This window comes from Acetobacter nitrogenifigens DSM 23921 = NBRC 105050 (assembly GCF_000429165.1).
GTDB classification, from domain to species: Bacteria; Pseudomonadota; Alphaproteobacteria; order Acetobacterales; family Acetobacteraceae; genus Acetobacter; species Acetobacter nitrogenifigens.
Genome location: NZ_AUBI01000013.1, coordinates 83,752 through 104,887 on the forward strand (window position 1 = coordinate 83,752; position 21,136 = coordinate 104,887).

The window sequence follows — 21,136 nt, forward strand, 5'->3', positions numbered from 1 at the left end:
CGCAAGGAACTGGCATTCATGAAATCACTGACTTTCCGGGCTGTTTGCCTGACCTCGCTCTCGCTGCTTGCTGCCGGGTGCGCGCATGAAGAGGCAACAAGTTCCAATCAGACCTTTTTCGAGCATGTTTCCGTCATCGACGGTTCAGGCGCCGCCGCGCAACCGAATATGACCGTAATCATGCAGGACGGAAAAATTGTTTCGGTCACGCCCGACGCATCGGCGACGCCACCGGCTGGCGCCACCATCGTCGACCTGACAGGCAAAACCATGATTCCCGGCCTGGTCTCCGATCATGTGCATGTCGGGTTGTACGAGGGAACCGACGTAGGCTCGAAGCATTTCACGCGCAACGTAATCCTCCGCCAGTTGCAGCAGTATGAACGTTACGGCGTGACCACAGTCGTCGCACTCGGCGTCACACGCTCGCCACTGTTCGACGATCTGCGGCGCGAGCAGCATGCGGAGCAGAATCCGGGCGCCGATCTGTTTGGTGTGGATCAGGGCATAGGCGTCCCCGGCGGCGCTCCTCCCGCTGCGATGATGCATGTGGACGACGAACAGGTTCTACGGCCTGCAACGCCTGAGGCCGCTCGCGCCGCCGTCGACAAAATGGCGTCGGAAGGGACTGATCTGGTCAAGATCTGGGTGGACACCTTCACGAACGGAGTGGCTGGCAAGGCGCCGATGCCTGTCATGTCGCCAGACGTCGTAAAGGCGGTGATCACGCGTTCGCACGAGCATGATTTGCGGGTCGCCGCCCATATCCATGATCTGCACTACGCCAGGGAGATGGTCGCCGACCATGCAGACATACTGGCTCACGGGGTGCGTGACACCGCAGTCGACGCGGCGCTTATCAACGCCATGAAAAGTGGTGGGGTATGGTATATCCCCACCATCAGCCTTGATGAATCCATCTATTTCTACGCTGATAACCCCGATATCCTGTCTGACCCCGAACTGACGCATGGCTTGAGTTCGGAACTGAGGAATCGCTTCGCGGATGCGGGGTGGAGGAAAAAGACGCTCGCCGATCCGCAAACCGCAGCGGCGCGCAAGGCGGTCGTGATGAATGAACACAACCTGTTTACCTTGTACACTGCGGGCGTGAATATTGGCTTTGGCACGGATTCGGGCGCAACGCCGTTGCGGATACCTGGATACGCCGAACATCGCGAACTGCGTCTTCTTGTTCAGGCCGGATTGACGCCGGTTCAGGCTCTGACGCTGGCTACGGGGCAAGCCGCTGCTCTCATGCATCTTAGTGATCGCGGCGTGCTGGCGGCGGGCAAGCGAGCGGACTTTGTGATCCTGGACGCCGATCCCAGCAACGATATCGGCGCCGTGGATCGCATTTCTCAAGTGTGGCGCGGGGGGCGGCAGATGTCGCTTACGCAGTAATTTTCACCAACGTATGACTGGCGAGGGCTTCTGCCTCTTACGCAAGGAGCCTCGCTATCGCGACGGACGACACGGTCAGCAAGTCCAACCCGAAGAAAACGCGCCGACTGCCCAAACCCGGCGGGCTCGCAGGTAATTCCCGCGCATCCTGCATCGTAGAAACCGGGCACACGGCGCCGATGTGGCGCGCAATGCCGCGTGTTATCGCAGCCCGCCACTCAATTTCACGCTTCAATCTCCCCGAAGCGCAAGCTAGCGGCCATGAATCGCCATCGCAGGACCTGAGCGCTATGCTTCTCCCTTGTTCACGACTGATTGCCAGAAAACGAGGTTCATGAATGAAGCGTGACGACACGGTGCGGACGCAGACAGCGGTTCTCTTTGATCTCGACGGTACAATCGTCGACTCCCGCACCGGAATAATTGATAGCCTGCACGGAACGTTGCGCGACCTCGGCCATGAACCAGACCCTTCGCATGACCTGACCTGGGTGGTCGGACCGCCGCTACGAGACCTGATCGGCGAAATTCTCAATCATTATGGCGACGATCGCTGCGACGAGGCCATGGCCTTCTATCGCGCCCGTTACGAGGCCGAGGGGATGTTCCGGACGCCCGTTTTTTCAGGGATGCGTGAGGCGATCGACGTCATTGGTTCGCATGGACGTCGATTGTTCATCGCGACATCCAAGCCGATACATCTCGCCCGCGCTATCCTGGAGCAGCACGGGCTATTGAGCCGGTTCGAGCATGTGTACGGCGCCCGGCCCGACGATAGCGGCGCGGAGAAGCCCGAGTTGATCGCCGCCGCCCTTCATGAGCAGGGACTGGACAAGCGCCGCGTCGTCATGATCGGCGATCGTCGCTTCGACATCAGCGGCGCCCATGCGAACGGGGTGCGCGGTCTGGGCGTGTCGTGGGGATATGGCGGTCAGACCGAGCTTGAAGACGCAGGGGCCGAAGGGATCGTCGATCATCCAGACGATCTGCCCGCGGCGGTTGAGCAGCACCTGCACGCTGCCGGTCTCCATCTCCACGACGCTTGATCAGCCCTTCTGGCGTTTCCCCTGCGTATCGGGTCTGCCCGATTTGCATGGAGCGTCTTGCTGAACATGCAAATTGGCGCTCATCTGTCGGCCCCGTCGCGCTCCCTTGTGCGCAGGAGGCGAAGCGGGGCGACCTAATAACGAAGACTGACGCGTAAAAGCTATCGCGCGGCAGAAACAACACGATGCCGGAACCTTTTCGGGTCGATAACGGGAGACAGAACGTGAGCAGCGCCGAGGGATTAAAGTTCACTATCCATCCGCATCCGAACGCTACGCCTGCGGCGCGGCGCGCCGAGCTGATGGCCGATCCGGCGTTTGGACGTGTCGCGACCGATCACATGGTCGTCGTAAAATACAAGGATGGCGTCGGCTGGCACGATGCGGAAGTCCTGCCGCGCGGCCCGATTACCCTCGATCCGTCGGCGGCGGTTCTGCACTACGCCCAGGAAATTTTTGAAGGCATGAAGGCGTTCCGCACCAAGGACGGCGGCGCCGCGATTTTCCGCCCCGAAGCCAACGCCCGCCGCTTCCGCGCCTCGGCCGAGCGTATGGCGATGCCGCAGATTCCCGAGGAACTGTTTCTCGAGGCGGTCAATCAGCTTGTGCGCGCAGATCGTGACTGGATTCCAGAAGGCGAGAACGCCAGCCTCTATATCCGCCCGTTCATGTTCGCCAACGACGCGTTCCTCGGCGTCAAGCCGGCGTCGGAATATCTGTTCATGGTGATCGCCTCCCCCGTCGGAGCGTATTTCAGCGCAGGCGCCGTGACCGTATGGGTCTCCGAGACCTATACGCGCGCAGCCCCCGGCGGCACGGGCGCCGCGAAATGTGGCGGCAATTACGCAGCCAGCCTGCTCGCTCAGGCGGAGGCGAAAGCCCAGGGCTGCGATCAGGTCGTGTTCCTCGACGCCGTGAAGCATACGGATGTCGAGGAAATGGGCGGAATGAACGTGTTTTTCGTTTTCGAAGACGGTTCACTGGTCACGCCTCCCCTCTCCGGCACCATCCTGCCCGGCATCACGCGTGACAGCGTCATCACTCTCGCGCGTGAGAAAGGACTGACCGTTCGGGAAGAAGCCTACTCGATCGAGCAGTGGCTGGCCGACGCCCGGTCCGGTCGTATGACGGAAGCGTTCGCCTGCGGCACGGCGGCGGCGATCTCGCCCATCGGCGTCGTCAAAACGCGCGAGGGAGAGGCCCGCATCGGCTCCGGCACCGCGGCCGGGCAAATCACCGGCGCGCTCCGCACCGCTCTTGTCGACACGCAGCGCGGTCGCTCCGCGGATGCGCACGGCTGGGTAAGTCAAGTTTTCTGACCGACGCAATCACCCTCAGGAACGCGAGCGGCCCCTGCGTTCCTGAGGCAGTGAAATACATAATACGTTACCAATACGAACCGTCCGGACATCTCGACCTTTCGCCCGATCGTCGCTTATCGTGACCGTGTCCTCCCCGGATTGAATCGTGACGGAGGACGCCGCGGCAAGGAGTTCATGACGCGGCTGAAGACTTTTCCATCAGGCCGGGGCGATCCTGTGACCGGCCAACCGACCAGGGTGCGCGATGCTGTCGACCAATCAGGATGCCTATTTCATGCCGTTCACTGCGAACCGGCAGTTTCGCAAGACGCCGCGCATGTTGGTCGGCGCGGACGGCATGTATTACACGGATGATGCAGGCAACCAGGTGCTGGACGGCTGCGCTGGTCTCTGGTGCGTCAACGCCGGGCACCGTCCTCGTCGCGTAGTCGAGGCGCTCCACAAAGTCGTCGACACAGTGGATTTCGTCCCCAACTTCCAGATCGGCTACCCGCTGGCGTTCGAGGCTGCGTCACGCGTCGCAGCACTCGCGCCGGGCGACCTGAACCACGTATTCTTCTGTAATTCGGGCTCAGAAGCCGGAGATACGGCGCTAAAGATCGCCCTCGCCTATCATCGCCTGCGTGGCGAGGGATCGCGCACGCGATTGATCGGCCGCGAACGCAGTTATCACGGAGTGGGTTTCGGCGGCATGTCTGTCGGCGGCATCGGCTCGAATCGCAAGATTTATGGCCCGCTTTTGCCAGGCGTCGACCACCTGCCCCACACCCATGACCTGTCCCGCAACGCGTTCTCACGCGGGCAACCGGAATTCGGCGCAGAATATGCCGACGCGCTGGAGAGGATCGTCGCTCTTCACGACCCGTCCACGATCGCAGCCGTGATCGTGGAACCCATGTCCGGATCGACCGGGGTGCTGGTGCCTCCTGTGGGGTATTTGCAGAGACTCCGTGAGATATGCACGAAGTATGGAATCCTCCTGATATTCGACGAGGTGATTACCGGCTTTGGACGCCTCGGGGGCTCCTGCTTCGCAGCCGAAAGTCTGGGCGTGATTCCGGATATCATCACTTGCGCCAAAGGTCTGACGAACGGAACGGTGCCTATGGGCGCGGCCATCCTGCGCGATCATGTGTTCGAGGCGTTCATGCAGGGACCGGAAAACGGCATCGACATTCCTCATGGCTATACCTATTCGGGTCACCCGCTCGCGGTCGCAGCGTGTCTGGCGACGCTCGACACCTATCGTGAGGAAAACCTGTTCGAACGCGCAGCGGAAATCGCGCCGTATTTCGAAGAGGCTGTGCATTCCCTGAACGGGCTGCCGCATGTGGTGGATATCCGCAACATCGGCCTTGTCGCGGGCGTAGAACTTGAGCCACGCGCCGTCGCTCCGGGGACCCGCGCCTACGATGTGTTCCATCGCGCGTTCCATGAAGGGCTACTGCTGCGCTACACGGGCGACATCATCGCACTCTCGCCGCCACTGATCATCACGAAGTCGCAGATTGACGAAACCTTCGAAAAGCTGGGCAAGCTGATCCGGGAGGTCGCCTGATCTCCCACGCGGCATCGACGGCGCAAGCTCCGCGCACTTCGCCGATGGCGTCCCAATGACGGGGGCGTTCGGGAAGTCCTTGAGCGGTCGCAGGGCGGTGTTGCAGGGGTTGAGCGCAGCAGCGCTCTCCACGAGTTTTGAACGCGGCGTCCGCCGCGCCATGGCCTTGCCCGCATACCGCCGCACACATTCGATCGCGGATGTCGGGCACGTCGTCATCCTGATGCAATCGGGACGGTCGTTCGATCATTATTTCGGCGCGCTTCAGGGCGTACGCGGCTTCAACGACCCGCATCCTGCGCGCCTTTCATCGGGCGCCGCCATCTGGGCTCAGCCTGATGGCGGCGGCGGCGCGCTTCCTTTTCGTCCTGATGAACCGGATCTGGGCGCTCGTGCGCTCACGCGCCCTCCCGATGATTGGGAGGCCATGCAGCACGCCGCCGGGTACGGCCACTGGAGCGATTGGGCTCAGGCCAGAGACGCCGCCAGCATGGCGCATATGCTCCGCGACGACATCCCGTATCACTACGCACTGGCGGACGCCTTCACGATCTGTGACGCTTACTATTCGTCCGTTTTGGGGCCGGGCGGTCCAAACCGGTCCTGCATGTGGAGCGGCTGGGTCGGCAACGACGGCAGGGACGGTGGGCCGATGCTGGACGACGCGGGCGACGGCTACTCGTGGCGAACCTGCCCCGAACGTCTGGACATGGTTGGAGTGTCGTGGCGCGTCTATCAGGATGCCGGGCAAGGGCTGACTGCAAAAGGTCGCTGGGGCGCATCTTCCAACGCCTTTGTCGGCAATGGCGGCGAGAACACCCTGCTCCGTTTCAAGCGATTTCAGGCGGCAGCGGATGGGACGCCTATCGCCCGCGCCGCCCGAAGCGGCGCCCATGCTGGCGATGGAAACGCGCTGCTCGCCGATTTAGAAGCCGATGTCAGGAGTGGCTTACTGCCACAGGTTTCCTGGATCGTCGCTCCGGAAGCGTATTCCGAACGCGCGGACTGGCCTGCAAATTACGGAGCCTGGTACGCGGGACGCATCCTCGATATCCTGACTTCCAATCCTGAAATCTGGGGACGTACGGCTCTATTCCTGACATACGATGGAAGCGGCGGATTTTTCGACCATGTAGTCCCGCCGCTCCCCCCGTTCGACGCCACGCGTGGCGCCTCCACGATTGCGGCGGACGACGAATTTTTTCGAGGGTCCGCCAAATTCGCGGCCGGTCCTTACGGCTTGGGGCCGCGTGTGCCCATGCTGGTCATTTCGCCCTGGAGCCGCGGCGGATGGGTAAATTCGCAGGTGTTCGATCACACTTCGCTCATCCGTTTTCTCGAACGGCGGTTCGACATGGGCGGATCGGCCTTTGTGGAGGATAACATTACGCCCTGGAGGCGCGCTGTCGCGGGAGATTTGACGTCTGCGTTCGACTTTTCGTCTGCCGATCACAAATATCCGGCATTGCCGTCCACGGCATCATTCGCCCCGAAGAATCACGACCGCCGGGATGTTCCATCCCCCCGCCCCTCGGACCTCCAGCGAATGCCCGAGCAGGAAACCGGGACACGTCCGGCGCGCGCCCTCCCCTACGATCTGCATGTTTCAGCGACGCCGCACCGCCGTAGCGACACGTTGTCGCTCAACTTCGAAAACAATGGTGAATCTGGTGCCGTTTTTCAGTTGCGCGATGGCCTCGGCTTCTCGTCTCCACGCTTCTACACGGTTACAGGCGGTCAGAATCTGCGCGCCTCGTGGGATGGTTTGCAGGAACGGGCCTACGATGTAGCGGTTCATGGGCCGAACGGATTTTACCGCTCGTTCAAGGGAGCTTTCGCCGATGCGTCGGCAGCGCAGGTAGGCGTCGCCACGAAGACCGACCGTGACCACCATTCGCTGGTGGTGATCCTGACTAATCATGGTGGTCGGCGCGCGCATATGTTGCTGACCGACATCTACACTGGCGTTTCCGTCCAGCATGTTATTCCGCCGCATGAAGCAAAGAGCGTAAGTGTCTCTGTCGTCGACACCAGTGGGTGGTATGATCTGAAGATCGGCGAGGTCGAGGATCGCTCGTATGAAACGGTGTTGGCCGGGCATGTCGAAGACGGCCACCCCAGCAACACGGATCCTGGCATGGGCAAGGTGCTCGGAGCGCGACCTCCACCCGGCGGCCCGTTTGGCGACGCGATGCGTAAGTCCTGAAGCTGGCGAACGCGGATAACCATTCGCTCCTGTCGACCACACTGCCGTTCGGGGCTTGAGCCTCCGTGATTGCATTGTTTCGCGCGCTTTGCGTTCTCTCTACGCTACGAATGATCGGGCTCCCTGAAATCGGTTGAACCTGCCTTGAGGTCCTCCAGAACGCCGGAGGACCTGATCAGACCGGGATCCGGCCGATTGCCGAAACCTCCGACAACCGCATGGTCAGGGGATCATGCGGCTACAGGTGGCGCATGTCGCTGTTCGAGGCCGCACGAACTGGCGGCATTGGGGACGGCGCCCCAATCCTGTCGAAGCAGTATCGCTGTCGAACGTTCTCGTCATGAATGCCGCACAAGACAAGACCGCTTCAGCGACGCCTTCACCCCGCGCCGCAACGTCGGCGTGGTCGTCTTGCCGATTCAGGCGTCAGGCTTAGCTTCGTCATATTATGTTGCGAATCACTATCACTTGCAATAATAACTCGGGGCCGTTTTTGGCGGATGACTCCTTTGCGACGGTCACAAAATGCAAAAGAAGCCGATGCTCGCTCTCAGATTTTCCCTGCATGTAAAGACGGTTCAAAAATTTCTCCTCAGCAGCGCAGCCATGACCGGACTTATGGCCGGTCACGCACAAGCCTCCCATGTCGGGTACGTCCGTGCACGCGCCCCTCAACAGGTCGTCGGCAAAACGGCGGCGCCCCTTTCCCCATCAGGCACAAGCAGCAAAACTTCGCGCCCCCCGCTTCACGGCGTCCCAGCAGTCGCAAAACCCGAGAACATTAATGTTCTCGGCCGCCGCATGGTCGCAACCAACGCGTCGGCGGGCACGAAGACCGACACTCCGCTTCTGGAGACGACACAAAGCGTATCGGTCGTCACCCGCGCCTTCATGACGGAACGTCTGGTGCAATCAATCGGCGAGGCGCTGCGCTACGCGCGGGGCGTCAATCCGGATACCTATGGCGCGGACTCCCGCTTCGACTGGATCCGCATCCGCGGCTTCGATGTTACGACGTATGGTATGTACCTCGATGGCATGCGTCTTACCGCAGGCACGACCGGCCCCGTTCAGGAGCAATATGGGCTGGACCGTGTAGAGGTGCTGAATGGACCGTCCTCGGTGCTCTACGGGCAGGCGGCGCCGGGTGGGTTGGTAAACATGGTCAGCAAGAAGCCAAGTTCCACGCCGTATCATGAACTGCAGTTCGTCGCCGGTTCCTGGGCGCGATACCAGGGGCAGTTCGACATGACCGGATCTATCCCGGGAACCGGGGGATCAGTGGACGGGCGCGTTGTCGGGCTGGTGCGCGACGCGGACACTCAGGTCCGTTATGTGAAGGACAACCGCATCTATGTTGCGCCCTCTTTTACCTGGCACATCACCCCGAAGGACGATTTCACCTTCCTGTCGTCTTATCTGCATGATCATACGTCAGGGGATCAGTTCTATCCAGCCTATGGGACGGCGCTTTACAATCCGAATGGAAAGCTGAGCACATCCAGCTTCCTTGGATCACCTGATCTCGACAAGTGGGATCGGAACCAATACGCGATCGGCTTTCTTTACGAACATCGTTTCAACAGCAATTGGCGCTTTCAGCAGAGCTTCCGATATCTCGGGCTCGATCTGAACTGGTCGCAGGCCTACAGCACCAGCCTGAGCGCAGACATGATCCATATAAACCGTCTTGCATTTCGTGAGGTGGCGTCTGGGCAATTATACACGTCCGACAGTCGTCTTGTCGGTCATATTCATACCCGTCCAGTGGATCAGACCGTATTACTCGGATTCGATTATTCTCGTTACGATCTTGCTCAGGATTATGGTTACACGACCGGCACGCAGCTCAATATTTTCAATCCGGTCTATACAATCCAGCCCGCCATTAAAATGACGACCCACATCGTCCAGCAATCAGAACAAAAAGGACTTTATTTTCAAGATCAAATCAAAATCACGGACCGCATTCTGGTGAACCTCGGCGGGCGTTACGACTGGACGAATACTGCGACCTTGACCACGACCAGTTCGAGCGCAGTCACAAGTGGCCAGAACAACGGAGTTTTCACCTATCGCGGGGGCATCGGTTATCTTTTCCCATTCGGCCTCATGGCTTACGCGTCGTATGCACGCTCTTTCCAGCCGGTTACGGGCGTCAATTTCTATGGGCAGGCTTTCAAGCCGACCTACGGCAAACAGGTGGAGGTCGGCGCGAAATATCAGCCGAAGGATAAGTCGAGCTTCCTGACGGCTTCTCTCTTTGACCTTACTCAGACGAATGTGAGCCAGACCGATCCATCAAACGCGCTGAACACGATCCAGACCGGAGAAATCCGCGTCAAAGGTTTTGAAACCTCTGCGAACGTCAGCCTTGGATCAGGATTCGACCTTGTCTTCGCCTATACGTATCTTGATCCGGTTATACGTAAATCCACCATAGGTCAGAACGGTAAGCGCCCGACTCTTATCCCACGTAATACCGTCTCTCTATGGGGCGACTATCAGATGCAGCCCGGACTGGCGCCTGCTTTGACCGGCCTGGGTGTTGGCATGGGGATGAGATATATCGGCAACATAGAAGGCGACAACAACGATACGTTCGCAACACCGGCTGTCACCCTCTTCGACGCCGCCGTCCACTATGATTTTGGACGAAGCAACCGGTGGCGCATCGGACTGAATATCAACAACCTGTTTGACAAGACCTATGTCGCCAGTTGCTCGGGAACGACGACATGTTATTATGGGCAGCGTAGGCAAGTGCTCGGTAGCGTTCGCGCAAGCTGGTAGCGCTCACCCGCGATAAGCCGTTTCACGTCACAACGCCCGCCAACGAAGAACGCGCCCGTATTCCCAGGGGAACGCAGGCGCGTCTCGCGGCAAGAAATTTTAACCTGCTCGCCTTGTGAAAGGCGCCCTCAGGCCTTGGTGGTCGTAAACGCGAAAGCCGTAGGCGTTCCAACGGGCGTAAACGTCCAGGTGAAATCCAGCGCGCCTGTCGTCGGATCGACCTTGAACGAGGTGATCGAATCACTGCGCTGGTTGGCGACGAAAAGGAATTTCGCAGCGGGATCGAAGCTCAGCGACCGTCCGTAATCCGCACGCGCCCACACCTCGTCCAGAAGCGCCAGAGAACGATCGGGCTTGACGCCGAACACAGCTATGGAGTTGCCCAGACGGTTCGTGACGTAAAGGAATTTTCCGTTCGGATGCAGCATGATTCCAGCGGCGATGGTGCTGCCTCGGAAATGCGACGTGACGGTGGAGATGCTCTGACGTGGCGAGATCGCGCCGGTGTCGGTGTCATAATCCGCGACGACCACGCGGGAATTCTGCTCGCCCAGAATGTAGATCGTCTTTCCGTCCGGGCTGAAGCAGAAATGCCGAGGCGCCGAGCCCGGCTCCATTGCGTGAAACGGTATTTTCGCGGGCGTCAGCGTTCCGTGGTCGGGATCGAGCGTGAACACGTAGATACGATCGAGCCCGGCGTCGGCGACAAGGACGAAACGTCCCGCCACATCGGCCTGCACCATGTGCGCATGGGCGCCGGAATGGTCGCTGACAGCGTAATTTCCGGGAGGGTTGTCCTTCGCCCGCTCAGGCATGCGCGGCCCGGAGTTCTTCACGAGGGCCGTTCGCTCGCCAAGGCTTCCATCGTCCTTGATTCGAATGACGGCGACGCTGCCACTGGAATAATTGGCGACCAGCAGAAAGCGGCCGGACGGATGAACGCTCAGATGCGCCGGATTGGCGCCTGCCGACGTCACGGTGTTCAGCTTCGTCAGCACGCCGGTGTGCGGATCGATGGAGAACGCCGTCGCCGCCCCGCTGTCCTTGTTCGCCCCGTAATCTTCCAGTTCGTTGCAGGCGTAAAGAAAGCGGCGATCATGGGAGAGCGCGAGGAACGACGGATTGTCGGTGTCTTCGAACACGGAAAGATGGGTCAGCACGCCGTTGTCCGGATTCATCTCGAACAACGTCACGCCCTTCGCGTTGGCTTCCGGCGGCCCGTGCTTCGTGTAACCCCCAACGTAGCACAACACACGCTCTCCGCTTGACTGCGCCGCTGCGGCTTCTGGCGTAGTCTTGGGCAGCGCTCCTGCGGGCAAGGGTTCGGCGGGAGGCGTCGGCGGAGGCGCCGCAGGTTTCGGAGCTGCCGCCGATGCACGCCATGCGGCGCCAGCGACCCCAGCGGCGACAAGTGATGAGCCGAGGACCCGACGGCTGATATTCCAGTTTTCCATTGTTCTTCCTTATTGACCTGTCTGGCACGCGTAATTCAGGGGTTTTCCGGCAACTTGCAGGCGGCCCCTATTGGTCCAGAGTAACGTGTCCATGTCTGCGTTTGACCGAAGAGGGGTATACCCACGTAACCACGCAGCTTCATCACATTCGGGCGCGGCGACCAGATTTGCGCGTCATAGGTTTTGTCGGAGTCCGGGTCGAGAATATGCCCCTCCCATCGGCCGGACGCGTCGTCGCCTGGTCTGAAATCCGTCAACATTGTCAGGCCGCACTCGGACTGACCGTGCTTGCCACGCGGAATCTCAGGGCCGTCGTACTGCATCCCGACAAGGGCGCCACAGATCGTATCGCCGCAACTGCGGATACTGAACACGCCGTCATGCTTCTCACTCAGCCACAGCCCCCCAAGCGTTCCGGGGTCGAGCGGCGCAGCCGTTGGCGTGGCGTTGGCGACCTCTTGCTGTGCGCTGGCGGAGGATACGTCTGCCGCCGCAAGCGCGAAAAGGGCGAACGTCGCGCGCCGGAAATTATCAGCCGTCAGAGCGTGCAACCCACGGGATGCTTTGGAATGGGACGCCCTCATCTTCCAGCTCTTCGCGTTGTTCATCGGACATGCTGCCATAGATCGCCCGCTCATCAGCTTCCTTGCGGTGCATACGCAACGCTTCATCTGCGAAACTGTCGCCAACATGCTCCGCATTTGTCTCGACCTCGCGGCGCAGACGTTGCAGGGCGGCAAGCAACGCGTCCGGGATCGCGCCTGTTGCGTGGCCGGACGCCTGAACTTCACCCGAGCCAGGAGACGGCATGGCGGCCTGAGGGGCGCGAGACGGGGCCGTGACGACCGACGGCGCCATCAGCGCCCGCACGACGTCGCTCGCGCCGCATTGCGGGCAGGAAAGAAGGCCGCGCGCCGCCTGATCGTCGAAGGCTGTCGAGTTACGGAACCACCCTTCGAATTCATGACCGGCTGCGCACCGCAGCTGATAATGAATCACCGCCCCGCACTCCCGCGCAATCCCCCCATGGCGCTCAGGCCTGACCGAGCAAAGGATCGAGCGCCCCACGCCGCTCCAGGGAGAAAAGATCGTCGCAGCCGCCAATCCCCTGCCCGTCGATGAAAATTTGCGGAACAGTGGTCTGTCCGCCTGAACGCTGTATGGCCGTCTCACGCTCCGGCGTTCCCCGGGGAGCATTGATTTCGGTGAATGCAACGCCCTTGTGCTCGAGCAAGGCGACGGCGCGGTGGCAGAAGGGGCAACCCGGCTGCGTGTAAATCTCTACGCTAGGCATCGTAACTCCGGCATTTTCTCGCCCCGACGCATCTGTCGGCGCTTCAGCGCGCGTGTCGTTCGACATCGCGTCTGGCCATACGTCGGAACGAGCGATCTGCTTTACACCATACCCTGTCTTGCGCCTCTGTCACAGGCGCCATGCATATGACGCGTAACGAGCGGATCTTACAGCCGTTCGTCCAGCCATGCGGGCGCATCCGCGTCCTCGGTTTCAGGGCGTAGCGTGCGAGCTGCGGCCAGAATCCCGACGCTCGCAGCGCCTGCAGCCAACAGCACGGCGCTGCATGCTGAAGCCGTCGCCCCGGTCGTCAGCACGTCATCGACCAGAACCACTCTGCGGCCCGCCAGCAAGGCCTGCCGCTTAGGGTTGATCGTAATGGCTTCGGTCATTTCCCGTGCCCGCGCGGCAGCGGAAAACCCGACAAGGCGAGCCGTAGCGCGCGGGCGCCGAAGAGCGTCGACCAGCGCCGGAACGCCGGACATTCGGCTGACGGCTCGGGCCAACAGCGCGGCCTGATTGTAGCGGCGCTGGAGCAAACGACGCCAATGCACGGGCACCGGTGCGAGCAGATCGGCGTCCGCCAGCATATCAGCCCCCGCTCGCGCCATTTGCCGCGCGAGGAAGGCTGCGTTCTGCGTCTGATCAGCGTATTTCAATGCGAGAATCAAATCCCGCGAGGCGTCGTCGTAGACATAGGCCGCCCTGGCCTGCGACCAGACCGGGGGCCGACGCTCGCAGCGAACGCAGCATGACGTCGCCCCAAGATGGGAGTCTGCGGCCAAAGGGACGCCACAACGGTCGCAGCGTGGCGCACCGATCAGACGCAGCCGCGTGAAGCAGTCAGGGCAGAGCGCCCCCGCGCGATCGACCTCCGTGCCGCAACTCGCGCAGGTCGGCGGCAGGACCAGATCGAGCGCGAATCGTCCGACCGAGCGGGCGCCGCGCATCAGAGCGCCCCCAGCGGCAGATTCCATTATCGGCATCAACGCTCTCCTGCAGGCCCGCAAGTCGACACTCAGCGCTCATACCCTCAGCGCGCCTCTTATCCTCTTGGCACAGACGCGGAGCGCGCGCACATGGTGGCTTCATGGACGAAGATCATCTCATTTTCGACCGTCGGGCCGTCCGCCTGCATCGGGATCGAGCTTCCGCGACGCTTGGCGGCGTGTCGCCTGTTCTGCAGGAGACCGCCGAAAGGTTGCTCGAACGGCTGGACGACGTCACGCGCAGCTTCTCCCATGCGCTCGACATCGGCGGTCGTGGCGCGGTCGCCACGGGCCTGAAGGCGCGCGGCGTCGCGGTCACAAGTTGCGATCTTTCACCCCGTATGGCGAGCCTGGCGGGTCCTGGCTCCGTCTGCGCTGACGAGGAGGTCCTGCCGTTCGCGCCAGCTTCGTTCGATCTCGTCGTAGCCAATCTCTCGCTGCACTGGGTGAACGACCTTCCGGGCGCTCTGGCGCAGATACGGCATGTCCTGAAGCCCGACGGCCTGTTTCTCGCCAGCATGCCGGTCCTGCCGACATTATCAGGCCTTCGGGAGACGCTCGCCGAAACCGAACTCGCGTTGCGCGACGGCGTATCGGCGCGGGTGTCGCCGTTTCCGGCCCTTCGGGACTGCGCAGCGTTGCTGCAACGCACAGGTTTCGCATTGCCGGTCGTCGACGCCGATACACTGGATCTGCGATACCGCACGGCGCTGGCGTTGCTGAAGGATCTGCGGGCGGCGGGCGAAACCAATGCCGTGCGGCTGCGCGATCACAGAACGCCGCCGCTGGCTCTTTTCCCCGCCGCGCTCGCGGCGTTGCAGGCACGAACGCCTGAGGGAGACAGTCTCTCCGTGCCTCTGCACATGGCCGTGATGAGCGCCTGGGCGCCTGCCGCCAGCCAGCCCAAGCCTCTGGCGCCGGGGCAGTTCAGCACGTCCTTGCATGATGTTTTTGGCGATGCGGCAAGCGCTGCACCGAAAAACGGGAAATGAGAGCAACTTTCTCCGGCTGAAATTTCCGGTTCAACTTCCGCCAGCGCGCGTTCCGGGCCTCACGCCTCTGCGGCGTCAGCCGCCGGAGCAGCGGCGTCTTCGGCGCGAGCGCGGGCCGCCATGCGCTCGACGGCGACCGGCAGCGTCTTCGCAATAAGTGGCAGCAGAGGCGCAAGCGGCAATCCAGTGCAACTGGCGATAAATTTGGCCTGATCAGAAGTCAGCAGGCGCTGGACTTCTTCAACCGTCAAAGGCTCCGCCGGCTGGCCGTTCGCCCAACACCGGGCCTTCTCGCCAAGTCTGACTTTCTCGCACTGCTGGACGATATGCTCGACACCCGCCTTTCCGTGCTCTGACGCCAACATTTTACGCACGGCTTCAGCCACCGCGTCGTTGTTGGTTACACTGTTCAGAGCCTTGTCCTTAAGGCCTTTCAGAAATCCGCTCATACGCCATGCTCCCTGTCAGCATGGTATGCGCGCCATGCCTGCTCTAATGTAATACGGCTACCAATTCCCGACACAGACATACCAGTCAACGTTAAAACAAAACCGTACATCCACATGGGGCTGCACGAATTTTTATTACAACAATACAAAACTACCGTTAATTTAATATTCTGCCAAAAGATACTGTTGTCTTTGGCTCATTGCCAGCGCGATAACCCTGATCAGACCCTAATCGCTCTGTCATCTCGACAGATGACGTCACCGGGCCGAAAGTCCAATCGACGAATCAGTGAGTCGTGGGCGTCAATCGCCTGCGTCGCCTGCCCTATTCCAAAACGACGACAGAGAATCATGCGAGATATCGTTATCCACACAGAAGCCGACTTCGCCGCCATGAGGTTAGCGGGGAACCTCGCCGCTGCGGCGCTCGACATGATCGGCGAACATGTAGGCGAAGGCGTCACTACTGCTGAACTGGATCGCATCTGCCACGAATTCGTCGTCGCGAACGGCGGCATACCGGCGTCCCTTGGGTATATGGGCTACAGTCACGCAACCTGCATCTCGGTGAACGAGGAGGTCTGTCACGGGATACCCGGCTCGCGAACTCTTTCGACAGGCGACATACTGAACATCGACCTCGCCGTCATCGTCGATGGCTGGCACGGCGATACGAGCCGTATGTACGCCGTCGGCAATATCAGTTCGCAGGCCACGCGGCTGATCAAGGCGACGTATGAAGCCATGATGGCGGGGATCAAATTAATTCGCCCGGGAGCAAGACTCGGCGAAATCGGCTGGGCCATGGAAAAATGCGCGCGGTCTGCACGGTTCGCCGTTGTGCGGGATTTTTGCGGACACGGCGTTGGGCGCGTGTATCACGCAGCGCCGGACGTGCTGAACTACGGGCGGCCTGGACGGGGCGCGGTGCTGCGCCCGGGTATGTTCCTGACGGTCGAGCCGATCCTGAACGTTGGCGGCGACGGCGTCGAAATTCTCGAGGACGGCTGGACTGCCGTAACCGAGGATGGCGGCCTGTCCGCCCAATGGGAACACACGGTCGCGGTTACGGAGACCGGATTCGAGATATTCACCCTTTCCGCCTGGGAGAAGCGCGCTGCGTCCTCCCAGACGATTCAGGCTGTCAGATAAGCCCCTCGGCCTTCAAGGCAGCAATGACCGCCGGTCTGGCGCCGACACGATCCCTGAATGCCTCGGCCGTAGCGAAGCGGGAAATGTCGAAGGATTTGGCGCGCGCCCAGTTCAGGATTACGAACGCGTAGGCGTCCGGCTGCGTGAACGTCTCGCCCAGGATGTAAGGCGCTCCAGGCTTCAGAAAAGCCTCAAACTGCGTAAGGCGCAGTTCAATTTTGGCGGCGCCTGCGGCCTTCGCCTCCTCCGTGGGATTCGGCGCGAACAGCGCGCTCATCGCGTTGTGCAGATCCCCGCAAAAGCCCAGAGCTTCCTGAAGGCGCGCACGCTCCATGGAACCGTAAGCAGGCTTGAACGCCGCAACATCGCTGTGGTCTCCAAGATACTGCATGATCGCGGCGTTCTGGGTAAGGACGACGCCTGGCTCGATTTCAAGCGCTCCAACCGCGCCACGAGGATTGATCTTCAGGAAGTCCTGCCCGGTTTCCGTGGTCTTCGCCCGGAGATCGACTTTCTCAATAGTGAACGGCGCGCCGATCTCTTTGAGAATGATGTGAGGCGCGAGCGAGCACGCTCCGGGACTATAATACAGCTTCATTTCGGTCTCTATCCTTGCGGAACAGCTTTCCTACCCGTCAGGAAAGGCGGCGAATGGATACGGCAAGACTGCGCGTAGCGCCATCAGTCTCAGGTCGTGCGCATACCGCGAACGTGCGTTTCCTGCACAGCGAAGTCCTCATCCATCACGACGAAATCGGCCCGCAGCCCCGGCGCGATTCGGCCACGGTCATGCAGCCCTAGGTAACGCGCCGCGTTGCCGCTCACCAAGGCGGCGGCGCGGGGCAGCGACATGCCACCGGTCGTCACCGCATTGCGGAAAGCGACGTCGAGGGTGAGGACGCTGCCCGCAAGCGATCCGTCGGGAAGACGCACGACGCCATCACGGATCATGACCGCCTGCCCGCCCAACGTGCTCTCCCCTTCCGGGCCGCCCGCGCCGCGCATGGCGTCGGTCACGAACAGCAGGCGCCCGGGCATGTTGCGTTCGACCAGCCTGAAAGTCGCCGGATGGACGTGATGCGTGTCGAAAATCATCTCGCCATAGGCGGCGTCACTGCAGATCAACGCCGTGACCGGACCGGGGCGACGGCCTTCTATCGGCGACATGGCATTGAACATGTGTGTCGCGCCGGGGACGCCGCCCGCCGCGCAGATCGTGCAAATGGCGCGTGCGGCGCCTTCGTAATCGGTCGTGGTGTGTCCCAGACTGACCCGCACTCCCGCGCGCGAAAATCTGCCGATCGCGTCTTCCGCGTGGTCCAGTTCAGGAGCCAGCGTCACCACCTTTACGACGCCCGTGGACAGGGCCTCTTCGACCAGCGCCGGCTCAGGGGCGACGGCGAATGGCGGCTGCGCGCCCAGTTTGTGAGGACTGACGAATGGGCCTTCGAGATGGGCGCCATAAATGTCTGGACCGTTCTCGACGCCCTGCGCCCTCACCTCCGCGACAGCGCGCAGCGCCGACATGACATCGTCCCAGGGGCGCGTGATGGTCGTCGGCAGGATGGTGGTCGTGCCGTGCGCAAGATGGAATCGCGAAAGGCGGCGGATCGCGTCCGGCCCGTCCATTGTGTCCGCGCCGTCGCCGCCGTGTACGTGTCCATCGATGAATCCCGGAAGAATCAACCGACGCGGCGCAGCCGGAAACGGTTCGATCGAGCGAATGACGGAGTCGTAAGTCACGCGTGCCGGAAGCACCTGATCCGGGAGTACGACATGCCCTTCGATGGTCGTCATGGCGGCGCTTTCGTTCCTGTGCTCGTGCTGTCGCAACAGCGGTCGTTCGTGCTGCGGTCGCAGCATGTGCGTTGCGGTTACACCACAGCGTTCGCGGTATTGGAATATCGGCTGCGAACCACGCTCCGCCGTTCGTAGCCGTTCGTTCGATTTTTGTTTTGCCGGGAACTGACGCCGTGTTCGCCTCGCCCGGCAAAGGGCATGACACCGCTCCGGGCTCGTGCTTCTATAAAATCATGAATTGTTACGGGGGCGGTGGGACGGCGACGTTTCCTTCGCGCCGGTGACGCCCGCTTTTTCGGCAACGGAGACAGCCCAGTCACAGGCGAGCGGATCGGCGATAGCGCGCCGATACATGCGCTCTACCTTGGCGGGGTGGAGTCACCGCCGCCAATGGAGAAATCGACACCGATGACCCCTTCCCGCTTTTTGGTTACAGGCGGCGCCGGCTATGTCGGCAGTCACGTCGTTCTCGCCCTGCTGGACGCCGGTCACGAAGTCGTCGTCTTCGACAGCCTGCGTACCGGCCATCGCGCGGCGGTACCGCCGCAGGTGCGCTTCGTTCACGGCGACCTCGCCGATCTGCCCCTGCTCGACAGCGTTCTTGCGGACGGTCCCTGGGATGGCGTCCTGCATTTCGCAGCCCTTTCCCTTGTCGGGGAAAGCATGGCGCAACCGCTGATGTATATGTCCGCTAACGGCGCGCTGGGTTTCAACCTGATCGATGCCTGCGTGCGGCACGGGGTCAAGCGCTTCGTGTTCTCCTCCACCGCAGCCCTGTTCGGTTCGGCGGGCGACGCGCCAATCGACGAGAACACTAACATCGACCCGGGCTCGCCTTACGGCGAGAGCAAACTGGTGGTCGAGCGAGCGCTCTACTGGGCCGACAAGATTCATGGACTGCGCAGCGCCTGCCTGCGCTATTTCAACGCGGCGGGATCCGATCCGCTAGGACGCGCGGGCGAGGACCATCGTCCGGAAACGCATCTCATCCCCCTCGTCATCGATGCGGCGCTTGGACGGCGGGACGCCCTGACGCTGTTCGGACAGGACTACCCAACGCCGGATGGAAGCTGCATCCGCGATTACATCCACGTCTCCGATCTGGCGCAGGCGCATCTCGCCGTGTTGCCGTTGCTCAAGGAGCGTAGCGTCACCTTCAACGTCGGCACCGGACGCGGCGCCTCGAATCTCGAAGTCATTCGCAGTGTGGAGCGCGTCAGTGGTCTGACCGTGCCGTGGAACCTTGGCGCACGACGTCCCGGCGACCCGGCCAGCCTTGTGGCGAGCCCTGCCCTGCTGATGCGCGAAACCGGCTGGCGTCCAGAATACACCGAACTGGACAAGACGGTCGCAACCGCCCTCGCATGGCGGCAGGATCATCCGGTAGGTTATGGCGATGAGTGAACATTCATCGACCGACAACTCCGATGCCGGATCGACGCTCGATGCTCTGATACGCGGGGCCGTCGCGATCAGGGATCGGGCGTATGCCCCCTACTCCCGCTTTCACGTCGGCGCGGCCCTGCGATGTGATGACGGCCGCATTTTCGTCGGCTGCAACGTCGAGAACGCGGCTTACCCCGAAGGCGTCTGCGCCGAAGCGGGCGCCATTTCGGCCATGGTGGCGAATGGTGGGCGGCGGATCGTCGAAGCCGTCGTCTGCGGCGGCGACGGCGCGCCCTGCCCGCCTTGCGGCGGTTGTCGGCAGAAGCTCAGGGAGTTCGGGGCCGCGACGTTGAACGTCACAATGGTCGACGGTTCGGGACGTGTGCTGCTTGTCCGCAGTCTGGCGGAACTGCTTCCCGACAGTTTTGGCCCTGAAAATCTGAGCTGAAGAAACTACATATTTTTCTTACGTTTTACATTAATCAGGACTTCAGCTGCGGTGCCGAAGCGACGATATCTGGCGGCGTTTTTGATGGGAATGATGCTCGCGGTCTCACCCCATCCCGCCCACGCAGCGCCTGCTCTCCCCGGCGTCGGCGCCTCCGACGCCCGCAGCATCGTCAATCCCGACACACCCCCGTGGAGCGCTCTGGGGCGGGTGCAGACAGCGCTCGGCGGCCGCTGCACCGGGTTTCTGATTGCGCCCAACGTCGTGGAAACAGCGGCGCACTGCCTCTACCTTCCCAAAACGGGGCGCTACATTCAGCCCGGAGACGTGCATTTCCTGCGCGCCTATAGTCGCGGACGTTACGCCGCGCATGCCCGTGTCGGGCGTTTCCTCGTGCCGCCGGGCTACGATCCGCGAAATGAGGCGACGACGGCGGCCTACGACCGCGCCACCCTGTTTCTCGACGCACCTGTCGCAGACAAGCAGCAAACGCTGGAAGTGGCGCAGGCTCTGCCAGAGCCTGAGACGCCTGTGGCAATAGGCGGTTACGAACAGGACTATCAGGAAATCCTGATCCGCGACCAAAACTGCCACGTTACGGCCATCGTTTCAGATCAGGCAGGACGCCCAATGATTGCACATGATTGTGCGGCTACACGAGGCAGCAGCGGCGCGCCGGTCCTGACGCGTCAAGGCGATCATTGGGTAGCGCTCGGAATTCAGGCCTTGGCCAATCCCGGACGCGGGGGCGTCGCCGCACCGCTGTCACAGTGACCCGCAGGGCGTGCGCTATTTTGTGAACGCCACAATTCAAATAGAAGTTATCTCATCCGTTGATAAATT

Annotated in this window: 21 protein-coding genes; 13 read left to right on the forward strand and 8 right to left on the reverse strand. The window is 61.6% G+C overall.

From position 1 onward, the window contains the following. Positions 1-18: 18 nt before the first annotated feature. The 7 genes from G442_RS0114205 (at position 19) to G442_RS22435 (ending at position 10,329) form a co-directional block, all read left to right on the forward strand. Positions 19-1,404, forward strand: coding sequence for an amidohydrolase family protein (locus G442_RS0114205; protein WP_026398532.1), 1,386 nt, complete (start codon positions 19-21; stop codon positions 1,402-1,404). Between the two features lie 338 nt (positions 1,405-1,742). Beyond that, positions 1,743-2,450, forward strand: a complete 708-nt coding sequence (locus G442_RS0114210; protein WP_035376670.1) for an HAD hydrolase-like protein — start codon at positions 1,743-1,745, stop codon at positions 2,448-2,450. A 224-nt stretch (positions 2,451-2,674) separates the two neighbouring features. After that, complete coding sequence (locus tag G442_RS0114215; protein ID WP_026398534.1) at positions 2,675-3,769, forward strand: branched-chain amino acid aminotransferase; 1,095 nt, start codon at positions 2,675-2,677, stop codon at positions 3,767-3,769. 247 nt (positions 3,770-4,016) lie between these two features. After that, positions 4,017-5,330: an aspartate aminotransferase family protein gene (locus G442_RS0114220; protein ID WP_026398535.1), complete on the forward strand. Its 1,314-nt coding sequence runs from the start codon at positions 4,017-4,019 to the stop codon at positions 5,328-5,330. A 55-nt stretch (positions 5,331-5,385) separates the two neighbouring features. Further along, complete coding sequence (locus G442_RS22430; RefSeq protein WP_051292344.1) at positions 5,386-7,536, forward strand: phosphocholine-specific phospholipase C; 2,151 nt, start codon at positions 5,386-5,388, stop codon at positions 7,534-7,536. Between the two features lie 232 nt (positions 7,537-7,768). Continuing rightward, complete coding sequence (locus G442_RS25185; RefSeq protein WP_154660381.1) at positions 7,769-7,972, forward strand: hypothetical protein; 204 nt, start codon at positions 7,769-7,771, stop codon at positions 7,970-7,972. Between the two features lie 170 nt (positions 7,973-8,142). Continuing rightward, positions 8,143-10,329, forward strand: a complete 2,187-nt coding sequence (locus G442_RS22435) for a TonB-dependent siderophore receptor (protein ID WP_161628373.1) — start codon at positions 8,143-8,145, stop codon at positions 10,327-10,329. Positions 10,330-10,457: 128 nt separating this feature from the next. Here the strand turns inward: G442_RS22435 and G442_RS0114235 are convergent, their stop codons facing one another. The 5 genes from G442_RS0114235 to G442_RS0114255 all read right to left on the reverse strand — a co-directional run bounded on the left by G442_RS0114235 (position 10,458) and on the right by G442_RS0114255 (position 14,063). Further along, positions 10,458-11,783 carry a lactonase family protein gene (locus G442_RS0114235; protein WP_026398536.1) on the reverse strand — a complete coding sequence of 442 codons (1,326 nt, stop codon included), beginning with the start codon at positions 11,781-11,783 and terminating at the stop codon, positions 10,458-10,460. Positions 11,784-11,818: 35 nt separating this feature from the next. Continuing rightward, entirely contained in the window at positions 11,819-12,334 is a 516-nt protein-coding gene (locus G442_RS22440; RefSeq protein WP_246789462.1) for a DUF2147 domain-containing protein, read from the reverse strand. Then, the gene (locus tag G442_RS0114245) at positions 12,315-12,782 is read right to left on the reverse strand and encodes a DUF1178 family protein (RefSeq protein ID WP_026398537.1); all 468 of its coding nucleotides are present in this window, start codon (positions 12,780-12,782) and stop codon (positions 12,315-12,317) included. The genes G442_RS22440 and G442_RS0114245 overlap by 20 nt, the downstream gene beginning before the upstream one ends. A 34-nt stretch (positions 12,783-12,816) precedes the next feature. After that, positions 12,817-13,077: a glutaredoxin 3 gene (gene grxC, locus G442_RS0114250; protein WP_026398538.1), complete on the reverse strand. Its 261-nt coding sequence runs from the start codon at positions 13,075-13,077 to the stop codon at positions 12,817-12,819. Positions 13,078-13,244: 167 nt separating this feature from the next. Next, positions 13,245-14,063 carry a ComF family protein gene (locus tag G442_RS0114255; RefSeq protein ID WP_246789463.1) on the reverse strand — a complete coding sequence of 273 codons (819 nt, stop codon included), beginning with the start codon at positions 14,061-14,063 and terminating at the stop codon, positions 13,245-13,247. Positions 14,064-14,167: 104 nt separating this feature from the next. Between G442_RS0114255 and G442_RS22445 the strand changes: the two genes are divergently transcribed. After that, positions 14,168-15,058, forward strand: a complete 891-nt coding sequence (locus tag G442_RS22445; RefSeq protein ID WP_035376671.1) for a methyltransferase domain-containing protein — start codon at positions 14,168-14,170, stop codon at positions 15,056-15,058. 59 nt (positions 15,059-15,117) lie between these two features. Here G442_RS22445 and G442_RS0114265 read toward each other — a convergent pair whose 3' ends face one another. Next, on the reverse strand, positions 15,118-15,507 hold the full coding sequence (locus G442_RS0114265) for a YidB family protein (protein WP_026398540.1): 390 nt from the start codon (positions 15,505-15,507) through the stop codon (positions 15,118-15,120). Positions 15,508-15,858: 351 nt separating this feature from the next. Between G442_RS0114265 and map the strand changes: the two genes are divergently transcribed. Continuing rightward, positions 15,859-16,659 (forward strand): type I methionyl aminopeptidase, encoded by an 801-nt coding sequence (gene map / locus G442_RS22450; RefSeq protein WP_051292347.1) that lies wholly within the window; start codon positions 15,859-15,861, stop codon positions 16,657-16,659. On the opposite strand, the gene G442_RS0114275 is transcribed toward map, so the two are convergent. Then, positions 16,652-17,257, reverse strand: coding sequence for a glutathione binding-like protein (locus tag G442_RS0114275; protein ID WP_026398541.1), 606 nt, complete (start codon positions 17,255-17,257; stop codon positions 16,652-16,654). The genes map and G442_RS0114275 overlap by 8 nt on opposite strands. Before the next feature lie 89 nt (positions 17,258-17,346). Further along, positions 17,347-18,456, reverse strand: coding sequence for an N-acetylglucosamine-6-phosphate deacetylase (nagA, locus tag G442_RS0114280; protein WP_026398542.1), 1,110 nt, complete (start codon positions 18,454-18,456; stop codon positions 17,347-17,349). On the opposite strand from nagA, the gene G442_RS25190 reads away from it, so the two are divergent. The 4 genes from G442_RS25190 (at position 18,436) to G442_RS0114300 (ending at position 21,067) form a co-directional block, all read left to right on the forward strand. Next, entirely contained in the window at positions 18,436-18,594 is a 159-nt protein-coding gene (locus G442_RS25190) for a hypothetical protein (RefSeq protein WP_154660382.1), read from the forward strand. The two genes, nagA and G442_RS25190, sit on opposite strands and share 21 nt — an antisense overlap. Positions 18,595-18,867: 273 nt before the next feature. After that, on the forward strand, positions 18,868-19,863 hold the full coding sequence (gene galE, locus G442_RS0114290) for a UDP-glucose 4-epimerase GalE (RefSeq protein ID WP_026398543.1): 996 nt from the start codon (positions 18,868-18,870) through the stop codon (positions 19,861-19,863). Continuing rightward, a complete protein-coding gene (locus G442_RS0114295) occupies positions 19,856-20,293 on the forward strand; it encodes a cytidine deaminase (protein WP_051292348.1) in 438 nt (145 codons plus the stop codon). The genes galE and G442_RS0114295 overlap by 8 nt, the downstream gene beginning before the upstream one ends. 51 nt (positions 20,294-20,344) lie before the next feature. Continuing rightward, positions 20,345-21,067: a trypsin-like serine peptidase gene (locus tag G442_RS0114300; protein ID WP_246789464.1), complete on the forward strand. Its 723-nt coding sequence runs from the start codon at positions 20,345-20,347 to the stop codon at positions 21,065-21,067. Positions 21,068-21,136 lie beyond the last annotated feature (69 nt).

Bases quoted from the DNA above. Each gene is read 5' to 3' on its own strand.
- G442_RS0114205 (WP_026398532.1), top strand. From the start codon at position 19: ATGAAATCACTGACTTTCCGGGCTGTTTGCCTGACCTCGCTCTCGCTG.
- G442_RS0114210 (WP_035376670.1), top strand. From the start codon at position 1,743: ATGAAGCGTGACGACACGGTGCGGACGCAGACAGCGGTTCTCTTTGAT.
- G442_RS0114220 (WP_026398535.1), top strand. From the start codon at position 4,017: ATGCTGTCGACCAATCAGGATGCCTATTTCATGCCGTTCACTGCGAAC.
- G442_RS22430 (WP_051292344.1), top strand. From the start codon at position 5,386: ATGACGGGGGCGTTCGGGAAGTCCTTGAGCGGTCGCAGGGCGGTGTTG.
- G442_RS25185 (WP_154660381.1), top strand. From the start codon at position 7,769: ATGCGGCTACAGGTGGCGCATGTCGCTGTTCGAGGCCGCACGAACTGG.
- G442_RS22435 (WP_161628373.1), top strand. From the start codon at position 8,143: ATGACCGGACTTATGGCCGGTCACGCACAAGCCTCCCATGTCGGGTAC.
- G442_RS0114235 (WP_026398536.1), bottom strand. From the start codon at position 11,783: ATGGAAAACTGGAATATCAGCCGTCGGGTCCTCGGCTCATCACTTGTC.
- grxC (WP_026398538.1), bottom strand. From the start codon at position 13,077: ATGCCTAGCGTAGAGATTTACACGCAGCCGGGTTGCCCCTTCTGCCAC.
- G442_RS0114255 (WP_246789463.1), bottom strand. From the start codon at position 14,063: ATGCCGATAATGGAATCTGCCGCTGGGGGCGCTCTGATGCGCGGCGCC.
- G442_RS22445 (WP_035376671.1), top strand. From the start codon at position 14,168: ATGGACGAAGATCATCTCATTTTCGACCGTCGGGCCGTCCGCCTGCAT.
- G442_RS0114265 (WP_026398540.1), bottom strand. From the start codon at position 15,507: ATGAGCGGATTTCTGAAAGGCCTTAAGGACAAGGCTCTGAACAGTGTA.
- map (WP_051292347.1), top strand. From the start codon at position 15,859: ATGCGAGATATCGTTATCCACACAGAAGCCGACTTCGCCGCCATGAGG.
- G442_RS0114275 (WP_026398541.1), bottom strand. From the start codon at position 17,257: ATGAAGCTGTATTATAGTCCCGGAGCGTGCTCGCTCGCGCCTCACATC.
- G442_RS25190 (WP_154660382.1), top strand. From the start codon at position 18,436: ATGCCCTTCGATGGTCGTCATGGCGGCGCTTTCGTTCCTGTGCTCGTG.
- nagA (WP_026398542.1), bottom strand. From the start codon at position 18,456: ATGACGACCATCGAAGGGCATGTCGTACTCCCGGATCAGGTGCTTCCG.
- galE (WP_026398543.1), top strand. From the start codon at position 18,868: ATGACCCCTTCCCGCTTTTTGGTTACAGGCGGCGCCGGCTATGTCGGC.
- G442_RS0114295 (WP_051292348.1), top strand. From the start codon at position 19,856: ATGAGTGAACATTCATCGACCGACAACTCCGATGCCGGATCGACGCTC.